Annotated in this window: 13 protein-coding genes; 8 read left to right on the forward strand and 5 right to left on the reverse strand. The window is 40.0% G+C overall.

What is annotated here, in order from left to right:
• Window position 1 precedes the first annotated feature (1 nt).
• From H6G18_RS02910 to H6G18_RS02930, 5 genes are all read right to left on the reverse strand, one after another.
• On the reverse strand, window positions 2–628 hold the full coding sequence (locus tag H6G18_RS02910; RefSeq protein ID WP_190405581.1) for a type I restriction endonuclease: 627 nt from the start codon (window positions 626–628) through the stop codon (window positions 2–4).
• A 209-nt stretch (window positions 629–837) separates the two neighbouring features.
• Window positions 838–1,317 (reverse strand): thioredoxin-dependent thiol peroxidase, encoded by a 480-nt coding sequence (bcp, locus tag H6G18_RS02915; RefSeq protein WP_190405582.1) that lies wholly within the window; start codon window positions 1,315–1,317, stop codon window positions 838–840.
• A gap of 72 nt (window positions 1,318–1,389) precedes the next feature.
• Window positions 1,390–1,926, reverse strand: a complete 537-nt coding sequence (locus H6G18_RS02920; protein ID WP_190405583.1) for a DoxX family protein — start codon at window positions 1,924–1,926, stop codon at window positions 1,390–1,392.
• A 31-nt stretch (window positions 1,927–1,957) separates the two neighbouring features.
• A complete protein-coding gene (locus H6G18_RS02925; RefSeq protein WP_242040162.1) occupies window positions 1,958–3,301 on the reverse strand; it encodes an NAD(P)/FAD-dependent oxidoreductase in 1,344 nt (447 codons plus the stop codon).
• A 199-nt stretch (window positions 3,302–3,500) separates the two neighbouring features.
• Window positions 3,501–4,289 carry an MBL fold metallo-hydrolase gene (locus tag H6G18_RS02930; protein ID WP_190405644.1) on the reverse strand — a complete coding sequence of 263 codons (789 nt, stop codon included), beginning with the start codon at window positions 4,287–4,289 and terminating at the stop codon, window positions 3,501–3,503.
• Between the two features lie 218 nt (window positions 4,290–4,507).
• Between H6G18_RS02930 and H6G18_RS02935 the strand changes: the two genes are divergently transcribed.
• The 8 genes from H6G18_RS02935 (at window position 4,508) to H6G18_RS02970 (ending at window position 17,989) form a co-directional block, all read left to right on the forward strand.
• A complete protein-coding gene (locus tag H6G18_RS02935; RefSeq protein WP_190405584.1) occupies window positions 4,508–4,726 on the forward strand; it encodes a hypothetical protein in 219 nt (72 codons plus the stop codon).
• Between the two features lie 359 nt (window positions 4,727–5,085).
• Window positions 5,086–5,472: a DUF760 domain-containing protein gene (locus H6G18_RS02940; protein WP_190405585.1), complete on the forward strand. Its 387-nt coding sequence runs from the start codon at window positions 5,086–5,088 to the stop codon at window positions 5,470–5,472.
• A 378-nt stretch (window positions 5,473–5,850) separates the two neighbouring features.
• Window positions 5,851–9,303, forward strand: coding sequence for a response regulator (locus H6G18_RS02945; RefSeq protein WP_190405586.1), 3,453 nt, complete (start codon window positions 5,851–5,853; stop codon window positions 9,301–9,303).
• An 80-nt stretch (window positions 9,304–9,383) separates the two neighbouring features.
• Window positions 9,384–10,160, forward strand: a complete 777-nt coding sequence (locus H6G18_RS02950) for a CobW C-terminal domain-containing protein (protein WP_190405587.1) — start codon at window positions 9,384–9,386, stop codon at window positions 10,158–10,160.
• Window positions 10,157–10,969 carry a metallophosphoesterase family protein gene (locus tag H6G18_RS02955; protein WP_190405588.1) on the forward strand — a complete coding sequence of 271 codons (813 nt, stop codon included), beginning with the start codon at window positions 10,157–10,159 and terminating at the stop codon, window positions 10,967–10,969. The genes H6G18_RS02950 and H6G18_RS02955 overlap by 4 nt, the downstream gene beginning before the upstream one ends.
• 226 nt (window positions 10,970–11,195) lie before the next feature.
• A complete protein-coding gene (locus tag H6G18_RS02960; protein WP_190405589.1) occupies window positions 11,196–11,954 on the forward strand; it encodes a metallophosphoesterase family protein in 759 nt (252 codons plus the stop codon).
• Window positions 11,955–13,481: 1,527 nt separating this feature from the next.
• Window positions 13,482–15,614 (forward strand): HlyD family efflux transporter periplasmic adaptor subunit, encoded by a 2,133-nt coding sequence (locus tag H6G18_RS02965; RefSeq protein WP_190405590.1) that lies wholly within the window; start codon window positions 13,482–13,484, stop codon window positions 15,612–15,614.
• A gap of 206 nt (window positions 15,615–15,820) precedes the next feature.
• Window positions 15,821–17,989: a peptidase domain-containing ABC transporter gene (locus tag H6G18_RS02970; protein WP_190405591.1), complete on the forward strand. Its 2,169-nt coding sequence runs from the start codon at window positions 15,821–15,823 to the stop codon at window positions 17,987–17,989.
• The last annotated feature ends 40 nt before the right edge of the window (window positions 17,990–18,029 follow it).

Consider the following 18,029-nt stretch of genomic DNA (forward strand, 5'->3'; position numbering starts at 1 on the left):
ATTAGCTCAAAATCTGACTAAAATTTTTTAATATGCCGAGAACTTTATATAATTCATTCTCTCGCTTAAATAAAGTGAACTGGTCAGACAAATCATACTTTAGAACATCATCTTTAGTTAACTTTATAAATATAAAATCACTACCATTTGTGACTAATCCAAATATGGGTTTATTTTGATCAGGATTAGCTATCATATAGGCTAATGCTTGGGGTATACCTTCCAAAAGTGACCAACTAGACCTTTTTGATTCTATTGCCAGTAACCATAATCTTTGTTGAATTACTAAAACATCAATTCTACCTCTAACAATTTCTCCCTTATCTTCAGCAGCAATTTCTATAGATTGCTTACTTCTAATAAAAAAAGGTTCATCATAAAATCCAGCTAAATCTAGCAAGGGGGACAGAATCACTAATTTTACAGTTTCTTCGGCTATTGGAGGGTGATTTACTAAACGAAGAAATTGAAATTTTGCTCTATCTAAATATTGCTTCTCTAAATCTGTAATTTCTGGTAAGTTTTCTAACCATTCGGTGAAGAAAGATTCATCTTTTGCTGGTTGCAGTCCAAATCTTTCTTCTAGATAGGCAAGTCCGATATTTTGCGCTTGGATAAATTGAACCATAGTTAATTAAGGGAATTTCAGATAAAAATATCTAAAATTTAGGGTGTGTCAGTGCGAGAAAACTTAGCTGTACCAAGAAATTATTCATAAGTAGCGCGCCCTACTAACTTTAGTTCTCCAAGAAGGACTAAAGTCCTTACTACAAAACGAATCTTTGTATTTTTACATTACTTAATGTATGTTGTTTTTTTCAAGTTTTTTTACTTAATTTAACTATTAGTTAATTCCTGCAATTTATTTAACACTGCTTGAGCATGACCCTTAGTTTTGACGTTAGGCCAAGCATAGGCAATGATTCTATCAGGTGATATTACAAAAGTTGAACGCGCTACACCCATATATTCTTTACCCATAAATTTCTTTAAACGCCAAGCACCATAAGCTTCTATAAGTTTATGTTCTGGGTCAGTTAATAGGGTAATGGATAAATTATGTTTGTCAATAAATTTGCAGTGGGCTTTACCAGAATCGGGACTAACGCCTAAAATTTTCGCTCCTAGTTGACTGAATTGCTGATGTAATTCGGTGAAATCTTTGGCTTCTGTAGTGCAACCTGGGGTATCATCTTTGGGGTAGAAATAAATGACAATCCATTGATTATGGAAATCACCCAAGGTAACTACATTACCATTTTGGTCAGGGGTAGAGAAATCAGGCGCTTGCTGTCCGACTTCGGGAATGTTGCTCATAATGTTACTGATATAAATCTCGTAGTGTAGATGTGTTCGCTGTTAGTCCTAATCTCTAGCCCCTGACTATTCTTAAAAATTGTGGCGTTGCTGTCGGCGGCGTTTTCCTGATAATTTACTCATGACAAAGTTCAACATACCTTGTTCAGAAGATGCTGTTGATTCTGCACGATTTTGTTTTTTACTTCTCCAATAGTCTAGAGAATAAATATTAAATCCGTGACCAGCAAGCAAAATAAACAGGACAATTCCATAACTTATCATGGAAGTAGCAGCACTCCAATTTTGAATTGATGTCACGCCTAATTTCAAAATTATCATTAGCACAAAAGTGACAATCAAAGAACTACGCGTTGCTAAACCAATTGTGATTAATACACCTACGATTAATTCTACTGGGGGAACTAAGTAGGAATTGATTCTGACTAAAAATTCTGGGAAATAAGAAGCTTCTAGTTGTTTGACAGTAGCTTCCACAAATCCGGGGATGTTACCAATACGAGTAAATCCATGATTGAAGTAATTTACCCCAATGAGGATTCTGAGTAATAGATAGGCGATCGCAATATCTTTTTGTCTGAGACTAATATGAGTTCTATTTTCATTCATGGTTGTTCACTCCCACTTTGATTGGTTGCAATTACAGAGATTCGACTCGACGGGATTCTTGCAGATAGTGCAAATCGGCTTGACTATTCTGCACATTTCTGCTTTTAGCAGACAAAATTAAACGCACGTGGCGATCGCTAAATAAATAAGTATGCAGCCAAGTGAGTAACACTAGCAAACGACTGCGGTAGCCAGGAAGATAGACTAAATGAACTCCCAGCCACATCAGCCAAGCTAAGAAGCCTGTAAACGCAAAAGCACCTATTTTACCCACGCCTGAATAACAGCCAATTATTGCCAATCTACCTTTATTGAAATAGCTAAAAGGCTTTGGTGATTTCCCTTGTATTTGCTTTTGGATATTGCGGGCTACGGCCACACCTTGCTGAAGGGCTTCTGGTGCAACTCCTGATAATGACTTACCATTCTTTTCCACATAAGCCAAATCCCCAATTGCATACACATTGGGATGTTCCAGCACTTGTAGGGTGGGATGAACGACTATTTTGCTTTTACTCGCCACAGGTAACTCCTCGGAAATTCCGGGGAGATTCGCTTCCAAACCCGCAGTCCAAATAACGGTTGCAGAGGGAATTATTTCCTCGTTTTCCAGGTGTACAAATCCAGATGTGACTTCACTGACTCTTGTTTGCAGATAAATTTCTACTCCTAGCCGATGCAATTTTTTGTAAGTGTAGTTTCCTAACTTTTTTGGCAGTTCAACTAACAGGCGATCGCCCGACTGCACTAAAATTATTCTCACTTCCCTAAAATCTAATGTGGGATAATCCCGACGTAAGCAGCCTCGCACCATCTCCACGACAGCACCAGCCATTTCCACACCGGTTGCGCCCCCGCCAACAATGGTAAAAGTTAGTAATTGTTGGCGTTTGATGTCATCAGATTCTTGAATAGCTTGTTCAAAACAGGCAAAAATATGATTTCGTAGCGCTACTGCTTCTTCTAAAGTTCTCATAGAAAAAGCATATTCTTCAGCCCCGGTAACTCCCCAAAACTGAGTTCTACTACCAGTCGCCAGCACCAGGAAGTCATAATTAATTGCACCGCTACCTGTTTTCACAATCTGCCCTGAAAAATCAATTTGCTCAACCTCAGTCATGAGAAACTGAACTGGAGGTTTTTGATGTTGCCTTCTGTAGTTGAAAGAGAAACGCCGTAAAATTGTGCGAATAGGGTAAGCAATGTATTCAGGTTCTATTTGCCCTGTGGCTACTTGATAGAGTAACGGAACAAAAGTATGATAGTTATTGCGATCAATTAGTAATACATCTGCACCAGAATTCGCTAAAGATTGGGCAGCTTGTAAACCACCAAATCCAGCACCAACAATAACAACGCGGCGATTCCTCATCATTCCCCTCTTGATTGAGTTGGCTGGTCAAACTATTTAATTTTAATAAAATGTAATAAATCGATAATATAGCTATTATAAATAAGTTGCCAGAAAATACACACCCTAATAGCAGCAAGTGATACTAAAAATTCCCAGCACTGAGAAAACCTACATCTCCTGATGGATGTAGATTTTGAATAATTTTGTGGATGGCGATAGTCTAAAAGCTAGGAGATTTCGGACTTGTGAATTTTTTTTGTAATTCTAAGCGATCGCCTGGATTTGGTTCTAGCACCTGTATGGATAAGTTGTGCTTTTCCAATAACAAACGGAAGTCTGCAATACTTCCCTCAATTTTGAGTAATTTTGTCAAAATTCCTTCATAGGTTGTTTCTTTGGCATTAGCTGTAGGTAGCATAGCTTGTGGTCGTAACCATTGTGCTACTTCCAATGCGCTTTTATTACCTTTAATAATGCGCCCAATTAAAGGTAGCGTTGCATCAACAATAGGTGTAATCACTACATCGACTGGTGCAAACTGTTTCAATTGTGGAGAATGTTCGCCGTGAGGTTCGTAGTAAAGAGTGAAACCCGTTGCTAAATCTTTCAACAGATAACTATTTTCTATAAGTGTGGGGCCGATAGAAGACCCAGGAAAAGCTCTAATTTCTATCTGATTATTTAAAATGAAATTTTCGCCATGATTCAAAGTGGTGACAGAAGCATAACCTAATCCTTGGGCAACTTTGGCTCCATTGGGAGAAGCCACCACCGGAATCTTGTGGTCAAGTCGCTTTAATGTGGGTGGATGAGCATGGTCTTCTAAACCTTGAGACAGCAGAATTAGATCAATATTTTCTGGTATTTGACAATCTTGACGATGGGAGGCTTTGAATAACCAGTCTAAATTCCCAAAAGTTAACACATCAACCAGCCAAGGGTCTATGAGTATTCGCTGGTTATTGAGTTCTAGCAGCCAACTATTGTTGTCTAACCAAGTTAAGTACATAGCTAAAAAAAGATAACGCTTCACTTCATTGTGACACTACCGCGATCGCTCCGGAATGTCGAAAGCTAGAACGCAAGATACATAACTTTCGGGAATAAATATTATGGCGCTGTATTTATTATTGAAATCACTGACAAGTATTTTTGCTGACAGTGGTTTTTGTTGAATGTTTTGTATCTATTAAACTTTAGTTAGAGGTTTACATGAGCAATTCTTCTATGGCTAAAACAGCTGCTGCTTGTTGTGCAGGCGCAGGTGCAGTAGTAGCTAGTGGTGCTGTACCGGCAGCTACTGCTGGTGTTATCTCTCCAGTAATCGGTGCTGTAACAACTTTTGGTTCTTTTGCTGCTAGTAGCGCTGCTTTACCAGTTCTCATTCCGTTAGCTCTGATTGGCGGTGCTGTTTATCTTGGTGCTAAAGCTATTGATAAGAGTTAAAACTTTACTTAAGGGTATTTACTAGCTAAACTTGCTCGGTCTTCACTTTAAAAGGCGCTCAAAGCCTCTCCCCGTGTCGGGGAGAGGTACTCTACGAGAAGCGCTGAGTGCAAAGCACACGCTACGCGAACGCTCTATGGATAGGGGTTATTCCGAATCCATCGAACTCACGTTATTTTTAATAAATTGCAAAACACCCATTACATTATTCAACTACTTTGAATTCGTTAGCATCCAATATTATCTATTTTTTTATCTGTTAGGATAACCTATCTTTAAAAGTTCGGTTATGCGAACTAGGATCTAAAAACTAAATTGCTAAATTAGTGGATAGTTGAGCCATATTTGAGATAGTGACCATGAGTAATGATTCCCATCGTAATCCAGAGTATTTTGCTTCTGAAGGACTTAACATTAATGGGCTATGGGAATATGTGCAATCAATGAGTCCCCAAACTGTTACCCAGTTATCTAAACCTGGTTCATCAGAAGTGCTGCAATTGATTCAACGTGCTGTTATGGCAACTTTGGGTAATTTACCTCGTGAGCAATTTAACACAAACATCACTACCAGTCGTGAAGAGTTGGGTCAGCTTTTAGGATCTGCAATGGTAGATGGGTATTTTTTGCGTAATGTTGAACAACGCCTGGAGTTAGAAAAATCTTTTTTACCTCCAGGTAATGAAAAAGCTACTGATTTTTACTTAACAGGTGAAACTCCGGTAAATGAAGAGTTACGCGAATAAACAAATGTTAGTTGATTCTTCATTGCCCAGACTTAACCTTTTTGGCACACGAAAATTAACCTTTGGTTCTTGAGTATCTTTACTTACTGTTTATGGCGCGAACTGTGAGTTCTTGATAAAAAAGAGGTTTAATTTGATCAGGCGATCGCTATTTATTTAGTTCATCAATTACCAAGTACTTTAAGTAATTATATTTAGCTTCCTAGTATAATTTATTGCTAACTACCAAGGTAGCTCAAATATTTACATTTACGAAGGCAAACAAAATTACTGCTCTAATATAAGCTAGCCTTAGAGTGTAATTTTAAAAAAGCCTTTGTATCTAATTCTTTATTTTTTGCAATTAATAATAACTAGCAATTGCGGTTGTCTGCCGCCATGAGAATTTTATTAGTAGAAGATGACGAACTGATTGGTGAATTACTGGTTAAATCGCTGACACATCAGCACTACACTGTTGATTTTGCTAAAGATGGACAGGAAGGCTGGGATTTAGCAGATTTATATACTTATGACCTGATTTTACTAGACTTAATCTTGCCTAAGCTGGATGGTCTTAGCTTCTGTCGGCGGTTACGCGCTAGTGGTAATCAAACACCAATCCTCCTGTTAACTTCCCAAGATACCAGCATCATCAAGGTTACAGGATTGGATGCTGGAGCCGATGATTATGTAGCAAAACCTTTTGATTTTCAAGAGTTATTAGCCAGAATTAGGGCTTTACTACGTCGTGGTGGTTCAGCTTTACCACCTCTATTGGAGTGGAATAACCTCCGACTTGATCCCAGTACTTGCGAAGTCACCTGTGACGAAAAACTCTTACATTTAACCCCCAAAGAATACGGTTTGCTAGAGCTTTTTCTTCGCAACAGTCACCGGATTTTTAGCTGTAGTGCCTTAATAGACCATTTGTGGTCATTTGAAGAACCACCGACAGAAGATACAGTCAGATCCCACATCAAAGGATTGCGACAAAAGCTGAAAGCAGCCGGAGTCACCGAAGACCCAATTGATACAGTTTATGGGATTGGGTATCGGCTCAAGCCAGTGCAGACAGCAGGAGAAGAAGAAGCGTCAAACACAGAAAAAGTTGTCACCGCTTCTGTGGTAAATCAGGTTGAAGATGGGATAACGAAAGCTTGGGAAGAGGTAGTAGAGAAAATAGAGGAACGAGTCACCGTAATTGAGCAAGCCTCTACAAAACTACTACAGAGTAAAGTTACTGAAGAAATGCAATCACAAGCCAAGCTAGAAGCTCACAAATTGGCGGGTTCGTTGGGAATGTTTGGTTCTGATGAGGGTTCCCGTGTAGCACAAGAAATAGAGTCGTTGTTAGAAAAAGGTAAAACGCTAAAACCTGCGACTAAAAAGCATTTAGGGCAACTAGTTAAGGCATTACGTCAAGAATTAGAAAGTTTAAAATCTGGATATAAAGCAGAACTATTAGCAGTTGACAAACAATCGGTTGCTACGGGAACAAGGGTTATGGTTGTAGATGATGACCCACAGATATTGACTGCAATCCAGACTTTCCTGGTTCCTTGGGGAATAGAGGTTTATACCTTTGATAGTTCTCGGCAAATTTTGGCAGCAATGGCAGTTACAGAACCAGAATTGCTGATTTTAGATATGGAGATGGATGGAATCAGTGGTATAGAATTATGCCAGCTTATCCGCCAAGAAAAACAGTGGACTGGTTTACCAATCCTATTTCTCACCACTCACAACGATACTGTCACTAGACATCAAATATTTGCAGCAGGCGCTGACGACTATATTAACAAGCCCATTGTTGAACCAGAATTGAGAGCGCGGATTCTCCACCGCCTAGAACGTACACACCCATTACAGAATCAGGCCGCAATTGATGTTTCCACATCGCCAAAACTCCCAGTTACAGGCTCTATTGGCAAAATAACCGATATTAAAGCAGACCAAACAGCAGCAGAAGAACTTCTTCACCTCAGCCAAGCATTGGAAAGCGCTGTAGAGGGTATTGCACAGTTAGATACACAGGGGCGTTACATCAAAGTCAATCCAGCCTATGCCAAAATAACTGGGTATGAACCAGAAGAAATGATTGGGATGGAGTGGCAATTGACACTCCACCCAGATGACTTAGAAAAAATGATGGCTGCCTACCAACAAATGCTCATCAAGGGTAAGGTAGAAATCGAAGCTAGAGCCATGCGTAAAGATGGTACTGCCTTTGATAAGCAAGTAGTGATGGTCACAGCCCATAACCAACAGCAGCAATTTATCGGGCATTATTGCTTCATGAAAGATATTAGCGATCGCCGGGAAGTCGAACGTCTCAAAGATGAATTTGTCTCAGTAGTCAGCCACGAGTTACGCACCCCCTTGACTTCTATTTCCGGCGCTTTAGATTTACTGGCTAGTGGAGTTTTGCTAGCAGGTTCTGAAGATGCTCAACGGATGTTAAATATTGCCGCTAAGAACACCGATAGATTGGTGCGTCTGATTAATGACATCTTAGATATTGAACGTATCGAGTCGGGAAAAATCCAAATCACCCCTCAAGCTTGCAATGCTGCCGATTTAATGACCCAATCCGTAGAGGTCATGGAAGAAATGGCAGAACAAGCCGGGGTAGAAATTGCTATCTCACCCTTATCTGCTAACCTATGGGCAGATCCTGACCGCATCATCCAAGTATTTACCAACCTCCTCAGTAATGCGATTAAATTCTCCCCTCCCGGTTCCACAGTTTGCTTGACGGCTGAAATTCCCGCCAGAGGAGAGGATAAAAAACCCTATACCCCCATGATTCTGTTCCAAGTCAAAGACCAAGGCCGGGGTATCCCCCCTGATAAACTGGAATCTATCTTTGAACGTTTTGGACAAGTCGATGCTTCAGATTCCCGTAAAAAAGGTGGCACGGGTTTAGGTTTAGCTATCTGTCGCAGCATCTTGCAGCATCATGGAGGACAAATCTGGGCGAATAGCACCTTGGGAGAAGGTAGCACTTTCTCTTTTACCTTACCAATTTTGCCAGAAGAACATCAGGAAAAGGATGATTTTTTACACCTCCCTTACACCCTACCCCAGTATTCCACTAACTCAACCCCTCCTCTGATACTGCATTGTGATGATGATCCTTCCGTGCGGTCTGTTGTGCAAGTCATGCTAGAACGGCAAGGTTATCGAGTTATGACAGTAGCATCAGGACAAGAAGCCGTAGAACAGGCGACATTAAATCAACCTGATGCAATTATTCTCAACTTGATGATGCCGGAGATGGACGGTTGGGAAACTTTAGCACTTCTCAAGCAACAGTCAGAGACAAAAAATGTGCCAGTGATTATTCTTAGCGGTGTATCTCCCGACGGCACTAAAGAACTACCCAATAATGTGAGTGATTGGATTATCAAACCTCCTGATATCAGGTTGTTATGCCACGCCTTAGAAAAAGCTACTGCCAAACAACAAGCTATTAAAGTCCTAGTTGTAGAAGATGATCCAGATTTAGCACAGGTATTGATTGCCATGTTCAATCGCCACGGCACAACTACCTTTTATGCTCAAACAGGACGGGAAGCCATCCAAGTCAGCCAAGATATTATCCCTGATTTATTGGTTCTAGATTTGGGATTACCTGAATGTGACGGTTTTGCTGTGGTGGATTGGTTGCGGCAATATCAACGTTTGTCTCATGTACCTTTAGTAGTGTACACAGCCCGTGATGTAGATGAAAGCGATCGCCAACGATTAAAGTTAGGACAAACACTATTTCTCACTAAAGGACGCATTAACCCCCAAGAATTTGAACAGCGCGTGATTAGCTTACTCAATCGGATGATTCGCACTTAGCCTTAATAGTTTCATCGCTTTAGTCCTGTATATTTCATATATCGCTTTGCAAAGCGTATGAAAATGATTATCATTTACTTATGAGTTTACCAACAATTATTGTCGTTGCCGGGCCTGCTGGCTGTGGCAAAACCACCTGGATTTGCCAACAGATACAGAACACCACTTCTAATGAAAATGTGATTTATTTTAGTCCTGGGACAGGCAAGGTTCCCATTGACCAGACCCGCTTAGGGGCAGAATGTCCAGAAGTAAAAGTTTTTAGTGATGGGCAAGAAGTCGAGTTTCTGACCAAACTAGCAACAGCAGATAATGTCTATATAGAACTAGGATTTTATTTAGAATTAAACGCCATTCAACCAATATTAAATCATTTGCCTTACCAAGCGGTGGCTGTATTACCACCACATCTGCAAGATTCCGAATATCATGCTTGGGCAGAGAAAACTATAGTTGGTGCAAATATTGACACCAACATGACACCAACCAAACTCTGGCGCGTACCCAGCACAGGTCAAGTAATTGACGAAGACTCTTTAAAAGAGTTTTGGTATGAAATTACTCATGGTGCTTACGGTACAGTTAACCGCGCCAAGGGTATATTTGACGTTGCTGATGGTAGGTCACTTTATGCAGATTTTGTCGCCGGTATACCAGCAACCGATTTTTGGGAACTAGACTTACCCCGCCACTTAGAGGGCAGACCACAACGGTTTAGTGGTATAGAGGTATTGGGACAAAACTTAGATGAGTCGGCAATGAGACAGACCTTGGCAGATTGCTATTTAACAGATAGTGCGATCGCGCAATACCAAGAACAGGTAACACAAATTTTACTAGAGGAGACCATCCAGTGAAAATAGCAGTCATGTCCTGCATTCATAGTAACTATGAAGCGTTAGATGCAGTCTTGTTAGATATTGACCAACAAAAAGCTGACCAAATCTATTGTTTAGGTGATTTAGTGGGATATGGCCCTTATCCTAACGCAGTCGTTACCCAAATTCGTTCACTAGATATATCCACCTGTGTTGGTTGTTGGGATGAAGATATTGTGGAAGGTTTAAACTCCTGTGATTGTAGTTATCCTTCCCTATTAGCAGAAAAACGCGGTAAACTTGCTCACGAGTGGACACATAAAGAACTCCATCCAGAGAACCAAGAATTCCTCGCCCAATTACCTCACACTTTACGTCAAGACAACTTGGTTTTCGTTCATGGTAGCCCCCAAAGTAACCACGAATATTTGTTACCAGAACTTGACGCTTTCGCTGCATTAGAAAGAGTACTTTCCACTGATGCAGATGTATTATTTTGTGGACACACTCATGTACCCTATATCCGTACCTTAGATGCAGGTAGTTTACAAGTGTCCGTCAAGGGTGTGGGAATAGAAGAGAAAGAAATTAATTTTTCTGCTTCTGTAAAACGAATTGTCAACGTCGGTTCCGTGGGAGAACCCCGACATGGGCGACCCAATGCCACCTACGCCATTTATGATACGGATACACAAGAAGTAAATCTCAGGGAAGTACCTTACAACTATCAAAAAACCTGCGCCGCCATCATCGAACAAGGTCTACCTCCTATTTTTGCTTGGCGTTTAGCCCAAGGTTTGGAATATGCAGAAAGGGCTGATGATCCAACTCATGTTTGTATTAGATGATGAATGGGGAGTGGAGAATTTTAGATTTTGGATTGAACAATTTAAAATTTAAAATTGTAAATTCAAAATTGTAGGAATACTGGGCTAAAAAAGCCTCTAGTAAAGTACAGCATAAATAAGCATAGGATTGGAAATCGAAAAAAAGCCAGAAATACAATTCTTTTGACTTATGACTTGTAGTACTAGCCTCTATTTTTAAATCAATAATTTGAAATCAAAAATTAATATGAATAAATGGGCAATTTTAAGCGGTATTGAGGGTAACTTGGCGGCTTATGAGGCTGTGATAGCAGATATTAAGCGCCAGATTAATCAAGTTGAAGCTATATATATTTTGGGTGATTTGGTGGGGCCAAGACCAGAAACCGAGAAAGTAGTAGAACGAGTACGCAACCCACGACATGGTGAGTTAGAACCTCTCGTTTGTAAAGGTTGGTGGGAAGAACAATGTCTGATTTTGCATGGACTTGGCCCTAATGGTGAGGCGAATGATTTAATGGCGCAGTATGGGGGAGAAACTGTTAAGTTATTGTTTGAATCTGTTTCTCGTCAAACAGTGCAATGGTTAAGAAATCTTGATTTTGGTTTTTTTGAACTAGATTGTTTATTAATTCACGGCACAACTGTATCAATTGATGAAGAATTAACCCCCGATACCCCACCAATTCAAATGCTTGACCGCTTGACAAGAATGCAGGCAAATAATTTATTTTGCGGTCGTTCTGGTTTAGCTTTTCAATATCAGTTACAAGCAGGTTCAGTGACTACAGATGTCACAACTCTGGATAGTCCAAAATTTCCTCAAACCATGACAATTTCCCCGCGCCAGATCATTGGAGTAGGCAATGTAGGCAGAACACTAGGTCTAGCAACCTACACTCTCTATACCCCAAGTACAAATTCTGTGGAATTTAAAACTATCCATTACGGTGTTAGTCAAGGATTTCAGAACAAGTCAGTTAAAGTCACTTCCACTGAGTTTTAAATACAAGTACTCTCTTTCCGTGATCTTTAACCAATAGTAGAAGACGAATACAATCTGATCACACGCCATAACAGTATGAGAAAATTTTGCATCTACTCTACGTAGTAAATATCAAAGTTTGATTTCTGTCTCCAGGTTTATGAATTCTTGGCAGAGAGTGCTTATAGTTAAGTTCTTAGGTGAGGCTACACCTGGTCACGTAAGTGAGGCTAAAAATCATGTCACTCAAATATTTGCACTTGCATTGTTTCTCAATCACTGATTGGTTCAACTGTAATTACCATTCTGAATAAATCCTTGTTGTAGAGCTTTCCTGTTGAAGATTCCCTCGATAGCACCGTAAATTTGGGGTTCTTCAGCTAATAGGCGTTGAAATTATCTATTTTCTGCCAAGGTACTAAATATCAGACAGTTTGTAGTCAGGTCTTTATTCCTAATTGTTCTCAGAACTAAAACGGTGACTAAAAACCCTGCAAACTAGCTTGAAACAGCACTAGAGTGAAGCACATAAAAATGGGGTTAATTATTGCTCTTGTGTGAAGTACATACACTATAGAGTGAGTATCTTGCTCACATCAAAAAAAATAATGGTACAAGTATCGTACAAGGAAACTATGTACCGCCGAATAATGAACAAGCTTACTAGTTATCTAAAAAACATCTAATTTGCATATCAAGTTTTATTTAATTATTTTGGGTGTGCATCTTGTCTGCCCAGGATATGCAGTTAAATGTGGAAAAGGTTATTACTTTAATATATTTGTTGTGTGCGAGTTTACACAATTCTAGAAAATATTCTAGAAAACGGAATTGGAAAGGAATTTTTCGACCATACTATATCTCACTTGTTTCTACATTTTCCTTTGTTGAAGTAGGATATGGCTCTGCTAATGCTGTCAAGTATTATGCAGCTATAAAATCCTTCAACAAAAAAATGGCATTGCTGAATCAAGGGATGATTTTTGTAGGGTAGCCATCTTACCCACCCGATAAATACACAGGATGGGCATCTTGTCCTTGCTACAAAACTATTAAAATCATCCCGCATTTATGAAACGTCAAAAAATGAATAGATAAACCCTATCTGTGACGACTAATGTTGAAGTATGTTAACAAACTTCTTGGTGTGTCTTTTTTTGAAAAAAGGGGAGAGGAGATGATACTAACTCGCTCAACGTAAGTGAGGTTTTTGAGGGAGTCTGAGCGTTCTCCTCTATATTGCTCTATACGTTATTCACGTTAGAGATTAAAGAAAAGCAGGCACAGCTAATAGCGCATCCTTTTCTTATTCCCCATATTCTATTATAGCCAATTATGCAAGTGGGGAGGGGTGATTTTAGATTGTGGATTAAAAAATCTAAAATCTAAAATCGTAAATCCCAAATTGAAGAGTGAATGGGGGAATATTGCTTTATAAATCGGCAAAATCAACTTGTGAAGCTGTGAATAACAGCGTCCATGAAAATAAACGAACACATCATTTAATAGCTTTATTTCTGTCACATTCATATATAAAGGTGCAATATCGTGAACACCTTACACCGCCAAGAAAATGATTTTTGGCATCGTTCCAATCAGCAAATTCCAGAGGAGCTTCCTATATTGGAGGCTAATGAGTTTCTTCCCCATATTGGTAAATGGACAAGTATTGGTGGGGTAGTTGTCTTCTGTATCTTTGTCGCCGGGATAGCTCTTTCATCTATTCTCAAGTACAACGTGACAGTGAAAGTACCTGCAACTATTCGTCCTGTGGGAGAACTCAAGTTGGTTCAATCGCTGATTAGTGGCAAAATTCTCAACATTGATGTTGCAGAAAATCAGATGGTGGCTGAAGGACAAGCGATCGCTCTAATTGATAATTCTCGCCTCCAGACTCAAAAGAGCCAATTACAGAACGTTATTCAGCAAAGTCAACTACAATTCCATAAAATCGATGCCCAATTGAGAGAAATCGATGCTCAGATTACAGCACAGACAAACTTAAATGAGCGTACAACTATTGCTGCACAAGCTGAACTCAGTGGTACACAACGCAACTATGCAGATCAGCAGGTGAAAGCTACGGCTGATATGACTCAAGCACAATCATCCTTAATTCTAGCCAGAATTCAAAAAGACCGTCTGCAACGGGAAAAGCTCTTAACAGCAACTGTACGAGAAACAGAAGCCGCCTTAGATTTAGCAAAGGTGCAAAGCGATCGCCTACAACGGGAAAAACTTTTAAAAACCACCGTAGATGAAGCAGAAACCGCCTTAAACTTGGCTAGAGAACAACGCGATCGCCTGCGGCGGGAAAGGCTGTTAAGGACGACTGTCCAAGAAACAGAAACCGCTTTGAACTTAGCCAAGGCGCAACAAGAAAGATTGCAGAGAGAACAACTCTTAGCCAAAACTATACAAGAAGCAGAAACAGCCTTGAACTTAGCTAGAAGACAACGCGATCGCTTACAACAAGACAACTTGTTAACTGCAACTGTACAAGAAGCAGAAGCCGCCTTGACTCTAGCTAGAGTGCAGAGAGAAAGATTACAGCCGATAGTAAAATCGGGGGCGATCGCTCGCAGTTTCTTCGAGGAGAAAGAACAAGCTGTATTATCGGCTGAGACGAAGCTTGCTCAAGCTAGGAGTAATGCCAAAAATCTCCTAGAACAACAACAACAAGCAATAATTTCGGCTGAGGCGAAATTTGAACAAGCCAAGGCTAACGCCAAAAATCTTTTGGAGGAGAAAGAACAGGCTGTCAAATCGGCTGAGGCGAAATTTGAACAAGCCAAGGCTAACGCCAAAAATCTTTTGGAGGAGAAAGAACAGGCTGTCAAATCGGCTGAAGCGAAATTTGAACAAGCCAAGGCTAACGCCAAAAATCTCTTAGAGGAGAAAGAACAGGCTGTCAAATCGGCTGAGGCGAAATTTGAACAAGCCAAGGCTAACGCTAAAAATCTCCAAGAAGAAAAAGAGCAAGCTTTGATAGTTGCTCAAACAAATTTGCAAAAAGCAAGAACAGCGATAAATCCCAGTGATGCTAACGTGACTGTAGCATCAGAACGAATTAAACAAGAACAAGCCAGGGGTGAAGCTACTTTAGCAGCTTTGAAAAAAGAAAGAGAAACCTTACTGCAACAACGTTTAGAATTTCAAAAACAACTAGATAGAACTACTAAAGAACTGCAACAAACAGAAAATGACCTGAATCAGAGTGTGATTCGCGCACCCATTGCCGGTACAGTGCTGCAATTGAATTTGCGTAACCCTGGCCAGGTAGTCCAACCGAGTGAAGCGATCGCTCAGATTGCTCCTTTGAATGCACCAATACAGATTAAAGCTAATATTCAGGCTCAAGATATCAACAAGGTCAAACCGGGTCAACAAGTGCAAATGCAGGTGTCAGCTTGTCCCTATCCAGACTACGGAACTCTTAAAGGGACGGTCAAAACAGTTGCACCAGATGCCTTACCTGTAACTAGCAATAACCCACAAGCTAATGTCACTAAAGCTACAGCCTATGAGGTAATTGTAGAACCACAAACCCTATATGTTGGTAGAGGCGATCGGCGATGCCAACTCAAAGCCGGGATGCAGGGCAAAGCAGATATTATCTCCCGCCAAGAAACAGTGTTACGCTTCATTCTCCGCAAAGCTAGATTAATCGCAGATTTGTAATTTAAGCAGGAAGCAAAGGGCAAAGTGAGTTCTACTAAAAATTCCTCTCCATAGCTTGCTTTCCTGTGGAGGTGTAAGTCTACTCTACAAGGAAAGAGGCTTAAAAAGCCTAATTTTTCATATTTAAGCCCCTCTCCTCTTCAGAAAGGGGTTTGGGAGAGGTTTATCAAACTCATGTTAACTCAGCACTCAAATTAAGAATTATTATGTTGAACTTCTTCCAACCGCGAAAAAAGTATCACTCTGTGTTGCAGTTAAGTGAAGAAGATTGTGGAGCTGCTTGTATAGTTTCAATTTGTCGGCAATACGGACGCTTTTTAAGCATGAATAAAAGCCGCGAAGCCGTAGGAACTGGACAGCTAGGCACAACTTTATTAGGTCTTAAACGTGGCTCTGAAAATTTAGGTTTTAACGCCAGAGCTGTTAAAGCTTCACCCGCAATCTTAGACAGAATCAAAGAAATTCAACTACCAGCAATTATTCATTGGCGGGGCTATCACTGGGTGGTTTTATACGGTAAACGAGGAAACAAATATGTCATAGCCGATCCAGCTGTAGGTATTCGTTATATCAACCGTGAAGAATTCACAGCCGCTTGGAATGGGGTCATGCTCTTAATGGAGCCAGATCACCAGCGCTTCTCGCAACAACCCCAAGACAAACCACAGCCAGGATTTACCCGCTTTCTCCAGCGCATCTTGCCTTATCGTGGGCTACTATCCCAGGTTTTTATGATCAACATTGTCCTGGGTGTATTGGCTTTAGGTGCGCCTGTCCTGATTCAACTGCTGACAGATGATGTTTTAGTTCGCGGCGATACTCAGCTACTAACTGTCATAGTGATAGCCGTTGTTGTGATGAATTTATTTAGTAGTAGTATGCAAATACTAGAATCTACTATGATTGCCCATTTTAGCCAACGACTGCAATTAGGTTTAGTGTTGGAATTTGGGCGAAGAATTCTGCAATTGCCATTAACTTATTACGAAGCTCGTCGTAGTGGAGAAATCACCAGCCGACTCAGAGATATTAATGAAATCAACCAATTAGTATCACAGGTTGTGGTGCTTTTACCTAGCCAATTTTTTGTTGCAATAATTTCATTTGGCTTAATGGTGTTTTATAGTTGGCAACTTGCATTAGCTGTAATTTTCATTGGCGTGTTGATGAGTTTATCTACTTTGCCATTTTTACCAGTCTTACAACAAAAGACTCGCAGCCTTTTAGTATTGGGGTCAGAAAATCAAGGCGTTTTGGTAGAAACTTTTAAAGGCGCACAAGTACTTAAAACCACAAATGCAGCTCCACAATTTTGGGATGAATTACAAAATCGTTTTGGTCGTCTGGCAAATTTAACTTTTGGTACTATTCAAATTGGCATTATCAACAACACTATTTCTAAATTTCTCTCTACTATCGGCGGCGTAGTTTTATTAGGACTAGGAAGTATTTTAGTAATTCAGGGGAATTTAAGCATTGGTCAAATGTTAGCGATTAATGCTCTACAAGTTAATGTGCTGACATTAATTAGTTCTCTAGTAGGTTTAGTGGATGAATATTTTCGTTCCCAAACTGCTATCTCTCGTCTTCTGGAAGTGATTGATGCTACTCCAGAAGTAGATGATAAATCTCAAAAACCATTTGCACAAATCTCTAGTGATGCGGATATTCGTTTTTCCCATATCAATTTTCACCATCCTGGTAGAGTTGACCTATTAGAAGATTTTTCCCTCAAGCTACCAGGAGGAAAAATCATTGCTTTAATTGGCAAGTCAGGCTGTGGTAAAAGTTCCTTAGCCAAAATCATGGCAGGATTATATGAGCCAAATTCTGGTAATATCCGCATTGGTTTTTATAATATTCATGACCTTGCCCTTGATTGTTTGCGACAGCAAGTAGTTTATGTACCCCAAGAACCTCATTTTTGGAGTCGCTCAATTTTAGAGAACTTTCGTTTAGGAAGTCCCCATATTTCCTTTGAAGAAATTGCCACGGCTTGTCAAATTGCTGATGCTGATAGTTTTATTAGCCAACTACCAAATAAGTATCAAACAGTGTTAGGTGAATTTGGGGCAAATCTCTCTGGAGGACAAAAACAAAGATTAGCGATCGCCAGAGGTATTCTCACTAATCCACCAGTACTAATTTTAGATGAAGCAACAGCAGGATTAGATCCAGTTAGTGAAACTCAAGTTCTTGATCAACTTTTAGAATCACGCCAAGGTAAAACCACAATTCTTATTACCCATCGTCCCAGCGTAGTCCATCGCGCTGATTGGATTGTTTTACTAGATCAAGGTAAAGTACAACTACAAGGAACTTTAGAATATTTTCTCTCTCAACAAGGAGAACATCTAAAATTCTTATCACTATGAATAAATATGATTTTTCGTTATACAGAAATAAGATTTGATT

Source organism: Anabaena subtropica FACHB-260 (assembly GCF_014697105.1).
In the GTDB taxonomy this organism is placed as follows: domain Bacteria; phylum Cyanobacteriota; class Cyanobacteriia; order Cyanobacteriales; family Nostocaceae; genus Trichormus; species Trichormus subtropicus.